Here is a 5,688-nt window from a genome sequence, read left to right as displayed (position 1 = left end):
GGAGTTGGTAGGGCAGTGTTGTTTGGCTCTATTAACGTTTCGATCTTCTCGGTCGAAAGCGGAGAAAAAGAGGTGTTGACAGCAGCGTGTAACGCTGTAGAATTCGCCTCCCGCTAACGAGAGATCGGAAGCGCAAGTGGTTGAAGTTGTTGAAGAAATCTTCGAAAACTTCTGAAAATAATCACTTGACAGCAAATGAGGCTGCTGTAGAATGCGCGCCTCGGTTGAGACGAAAGATCTTAACCAACCGCTCTTTAACAACTGAATCAAGCAATTCGTGTGGGTGCTTGTGGAGTCAGACTGATAGTCAACAAGATTATCAGCATCACAAGTTACTCCGCGAGAAATCAAAGATGTAACCAACGATTGCTGAGCCAAGTTTAGGGTTTCTTAAAAACCCAAAGATGTTTGAACTGAAGAGTTTGATCATGGCTCAGATTGAACGCTGGCGGCAGGCCTAACACATGCAAGTCGAGCGGTAGAGAGAAGCTTGCTTCTCTTGAGAGCGGCGGACGGGTGAGTAATGCCTAGGAATCTGCCTGGTAGTGGGGGATAACGTTCGGAAACGGACGCTAATACCGCATACGTCCTACGGGAGAAAGCAGGGGACCTTCGGGCCTTGCGCTATCAGATGAGCCTAGGTCGGATTAGCTAGTTGGTGAGGTAATGGCTCACCAAGGCTACGATCCGTAACTGGTCTGAGAGGATGATCAGTCACACTGGAACTGAGACACGGTCCAGACTCCTACGGGAGGCAGCAGTGGGGAATATTGGACAATGGGCGAAAGCCTGATCCAGCCATGCCGCGTGTGTGAAGAAGGTCTTCGGATTGTAAAGCACTTTAAGTTGGGAGGAAGGGCAGTTACCTAATACGTGATTGTTTTGACGTTACCGACAGAATAAGCACCGGCTAACTCTGTGCCAGCAGCCGCGGTAATACAGAGGGTGCAAGCGTTAATCGGAATTACTGGGCGTAAAGCGCGCGTAGGTGGTTTGTTAAGTTGGATGTGAAATCCCCGGGCTCAACCTGGGAACTGCATTCAAAACTGACTGACTAGAGTATGGTAGAGGGTGGTGGAATTTCCTGTGTAGCGGTGAAATGCGTAGATATAGGAAGGAACACCAGTGGCGAAGGCGACCACCTGGACTAATACTGACACTGAGGTGCGAAAGCGTGGGGAGCAAACAGGATTAGATACCCTGGTAGTCCACGCCGTAAACGATGTCAACTAGCCGTTGGGAGCCTTGAGCTCTTAGTGGCGCAGCTAACGCATTAAGTTGACCGCCTGGGGAGTACGGCCGCAAGGTTAAAACTCAAATGAATTGACGGGGGCCCGCACAAGCGGTGGAGCATGTGGTTTAATTCGAAGCAACGCGAAGAACCTTACCAGGCCTTGACATCCAATGAACTTTCTAGAGATAGATTGGTGCCTTCGGGAACATTGAGACAGGTGCTGCATGGCTGTCGTCAGCTCGTGTCGTGAGATGTTGGGTTAAGTCCCGTAACGAGCGCAACCCTTGTCCTTAGTTACCAGCACGTAATGGTGGGCACTCTAAGGAGACTGCCGGTGACAAACCGGAGGAAGGTGGGGATGACGTCAAGTCATCATGGCCCTTACGGCCTGGGCTACACACGTGCTACAATGGTCGGTACAGAGGGTTGCCAAGCCGCGAGGTGGAGCTAATCCCACAAAACCGATCGTAGTCCGGATCGCAGTCTGCAACTCGACTGCGTGAAGTCGGAATCGCTAGTAATCGCGAATCAGAATGTCGCGGTGAATACGTTCCCGGGCCTTGTACACACCGCCCGTCACACCATGGGAGTGGGTTGCACCAGAAGTAGCTAGTCTAACCTTCGGGAGGACGGTTACCACGGTGTGATTCATGACTGGGGTGAAGTCGTAACAAGGTAGCCGTAGGGGAACCTGCGGCTGGATCACCTCCTTAATCGACGACATCAGCTGCTCCATAAGTTCCCACACGAATTGCTTGATTCATTGAAGAAGACGATAAAGAAGCAGCCCGAAATTGGGTCTGTAGCTCAGTTGGTTAGAGCGCACCCCTGATAAGGGTGAGGTCGGCAGTTCGAATCTGCCCAGACCCACCAATTTTGTGTGGGAAACGCCTGTAGAAATACGGGGCCATAGCTCAGCTGGGAGAGCGCCTGCCTTGCACGCAGGAGGTCAACGGTTCGATCCCGTTTGGCTCCACCACTACTGCTTCTGAAAGTTTTGAAAGCTTAGAAATGAGCATTCCATCAATGTGATGGTGAATGTTGATTTCTAGTCTTTGATTAGATCGTTCTTTAAAAATTTGGGTATGTGATAGAAAGATAGACTGAACGTTACTTTCACTGGTAACGGATCAGGCTAAGGTAAAATTTGTGAGTTACTCGTAATTGAGTATTATCGAATTTTCGGCGAATGTTGTCTTCACAGTATAACCAGATTGCTTGGGGTTATATGGTCAAGTGAAGAAGCGCATACGGTGGATGCCTTGGCAGTCAGAGGCGATGAAAGACGTGGTAGCCTGCGAAAAGCTTCGGGGAGTCGGCAAACAGACTTTGATCCGGAGATGTCTGAATGGGGGAACCCAGCCATCATAAGATGGTTACCTTACACTGAATACATAGGTGTAAGGGGCGAACCAGGGGAACTGAAACATCTAAGTACCCTGAGGAAAAGAAATCAACCGAGATTCCCTTAGTAGTGGCGAGCGAACGGGGACTAGCCCTTAAGTGGCTTTGAGATTAGCGGAACGCTCTGGAAAGTGCGGCCATAGTGGGTGATAGCCCTGTACGCGAAAATCTCTTAGTCATGAAATCGAGTAGGACGGAGCACGAGAAACTTTGTCTGAATATGGGGGGACCATCCTCCAAGGCTAAATACTACTGACTGACCGATAGTGAACTAGTACCGTGAGGGAAAGGCGAAAAGAACCCCGGAGAGGGGAGTGAAATAGATCCTGAAACCGTATGCGTACAAGCAGTGGGAGCCCACTTTGTTGGGTGACTGCGTACCTTTTGTATAATGGGTCAGCGACTTATTTTCAGTGGCGAGCTTAACCGAATAGGGGAGGCGTAGCGAAAGCGAGTCTTAATAGGGCGTCTAGTCGCTGGGAATAGACCCGAAACCGGGCGATCTATCCATGGGCAGGTTGAAGGTTGGGTAACACTAACTGGAGGACCGAACCGACTACCGTTGAAAAGTTAGCGGATGACCTGTGGATCGGAGTGAAAGGCTAATCAAGCTCGGAGATAGCTGGTTCTCCTCGAAAGCTATTTAGGTAGCGCCTCATGTATCACTGTAGGGGGTAGAGCACTGTTTCGGCTAGGGGGTCATCCCGACTTACCAAACCGATGCAAACTCCGAATACCTACAAGTGCCGAGCATGGGAGACACACGGCGGGTGCTAACGTCCGTCGTGAAAAGGGAAACAACCCAGACCGTCAGCTAAGGTCCCAAAGTTATGGTTAAGTGGGAAACGATGTGGGAAGGCTTAGACAGCTAGGAGGTTGGCTTAGAAGCAGCCACCCTTTAAAGAAAGCGTAATAGCTCACTAGTCGAGTCGGCCTGCGCGGAAGATGTAACGGGGCTCAAACCATACACCGAAGCTACGGGTATCACGTAAGTGATGCGGTAGAGGAGCGTTCTGTAAGCCTGTGAAGGTGAGTTGAGAAGCTTGCTGGAGGTATCAGAAGTGCGAATGCTGACATGAGTAACGACAATGGGTGTGAAAAACACCCACGCCGAAAGACCAAGGTTTCCTGCGCAACGTTAATCGACGCAGGGTTAGTCGGTCCCTAAGGCGAGGCTGAAAAGCGTAGTCGATGGAAAACAGGTTAATATTCCTGTACTTCTGGTTATTGCGATGGAGGGACGGAGAAGGCTAGGCCAGCTTGGCGTTGGTTGTCCAAGTTTAAGGTGGTAGGCTGGAATCTTAGGTAAATCCGGGATTCTAAGGCCGAGAGCTGATGACGAGTTAACTTTTAGTTAACGAAGTGGTTGATGCCATGCTTCCAAGAAAAGCTTCTAAGCTTCAGGTAACCAGGAACCGTACCCCAAACCGACACAGGTGGTTGGGTAGAGAATACCAAGGCGCTTGAGAGAACTCGGGTGAAGGAACTAGGCAAAATGGCACCGTAACTTCGGGAGAAGGTGCGCCGGTGAGGGTGAAGGACTTGCTCCGTAAGCTCATGCCGGTCGAAGATACCAGGCCGCTGCGACTGTTTATTAAAAACACAGCACTCTGCAAACACGAAAGTGGACGTATAGGGTGTGACGCCTGCCCGGTGCCGGAAGGTTAATTGATGGGGTTAGCTAACGCGAAGCTCTTGATCGAAGCCCCGGTAAACGGCGGCCGTAACTATAACGGTCCTAAGGTAGCGAAATTCCTTGTCGGGTAAGTTCCGACCTGCACGAATGGCGTAACGATGGCGGCGCTGTCTCCACCCGAGACTCAGTGAAATTGAAATCGCTGTGAAGATGCAGTGTATCCGCGGCTAGACGGAAAGACCCCGTGAACCTTTACTATAGCTTTGCACTGGACTTTGAATTTGCTTGTGTAGGATAGGTGGGAGGCTTTGAAGTGTGGACGCCAGTCTGCATGGAGCCAACCTTGAAATACCACCCTGGCAACTTTGAGGTTCTAACTCAGGTCCGTTATCCGGATCGAGGACAGTGTATGGTGGGTAGTTTGACTGGGGCGGTCTCCTCCTAAAGAGTAACGGAGGAGTACGAAGGTGCGCTCAGACCGGTCGGAAATCGGTCGTAGAGTATAAAGGCAAAAGCGCGCTTGACTGCGAGACAGACACGTCGAGCAGGTACGAAAGTAGGTCTTAGTGATCCGGTGGTTCTGTATGGAAGGGCCATCGCTCAACGGATAAAAGGTACTCCGGGGATAACAGGCTGATACCGCCCAAGAGTTCATATCGACGGCGGTGTTTGGCACCTCGATGTCGGCTCATCACATCCTGGGGCTGAAGCCGGTCCCAAGGGTATGGCTGTTCGCCATTTAAAGTGGTACGCGAGCTGGGTTTAGAACGTCGTGAGACAGTTCGGTCCCTATCTGCCGTGGACGTTTGAGATTTGAGAGGGGCTGCTCCTAGTACGAGAGGACCGGAGTGGACGAACCTCTGGTGTTCCGGTTGTCACGCCAGTGGCATTGCCGGGTAGCTATGTTCGGAATAGATAACCGCTGAAAGCATCTAAGCGGGAAACTAGCCTCAAGATGAGATCTCACTGGGACCTTGAGTCCCCTGAAGGGCCGTCGAAGACTACGACGTTGATAGGTTGGGTGTGTAAGCGCTGTGAGGCGTTGAGCTAACCAATACTAATTGCCCGTGAGGCTTGACCATATAACACCCAAGCAATTTGCGAACTCGAAAGAGGCCAGATTGCGGTGTGTGAAGACGATAGAACCGAAAGTTCGACTGCTGTTACAACGGCGGCACAAAACACCGAAAGCTATTACATACCCAATTTGCTGAAGCGAGGCCATCAGGTCACGACTCAGTACCCGAATTTCTTGACGACCATAGAGCATTGGAACCACCTGATCCCATCCCGAACTCAGCAGTGAAACGATGCATCGCCGATGGTAGTGTGGGGTTTCCCCATGTGAGAGTAGGTCATCGTCAAGATTAAATTCCAGAACCCCTGTTTGCTAACGCAAACAGGGGTTTTGTTT

2 tRNA genes and 3 rRNA genes are annotated in these 5,688 nt (G+C 50.9%); all 5 read left to right on the top strand.

Features of this window, described 5'->3' with window-relative positions:
* Positions 1–410 precede the first annotated feature (410 nt).
* The 5 genes from E0F99_RS28515 (at position 411) to rrf (ending at position 5,641) form a co-directional block, all read left to right on the top strand.
* Positions 411–1,947 (top strand): 16S ribosomal RNA (locus E0F99_RS28515).
* A gap of 83 nt (positions 1,948–2,030) precedes the next feature.
* Positions 2,031–2,107 (top strand) — tRNA-Ile (locus E0F99_RS28510).
* A 30-nt stretch (positions 2,108–2,137) separates the two neighbouring features.
* Positions 2,138–2,213 (top strand) — tRNA-Ala (locus E0F99_RS28505).
* 251 nt (positions 2,214–2,464) lie between these two features.
* Positions 2,465–5,356 (top strand): 23S ribosomal RNA (locus E0F99_RS28500).
* A 169-nt stretch (positions 5,357–5,525) separates the two neighbouring features.
* Positions 5,526–5,641, top strand: a 5S ribosomal RNA gene (gene rrf, locus E0F99_RS28495).
* Together the 16S, 23S and 5S rRNA genes with 2 tRNA genes alongside form the textbook arrangement of a ribosomal RNA operon.
* Positions 5,642–5,688 lie beyond the last annotated feature (47 nt).

Source organism: Pseudomonas antarctica, assembly GCF_900624995.1.
GTDB classification, from domain to species: domain Bacteria; phylum Pseudomonadota; class Gammaproteobacteria; order Pseudomonadales; family Pseudomonadaceae; genus Aquipseudomonas; species Aquipseudomonas antarctica.
This window is presented reverse-complemented; position numbering and strand designations above follow the sequence as displayed.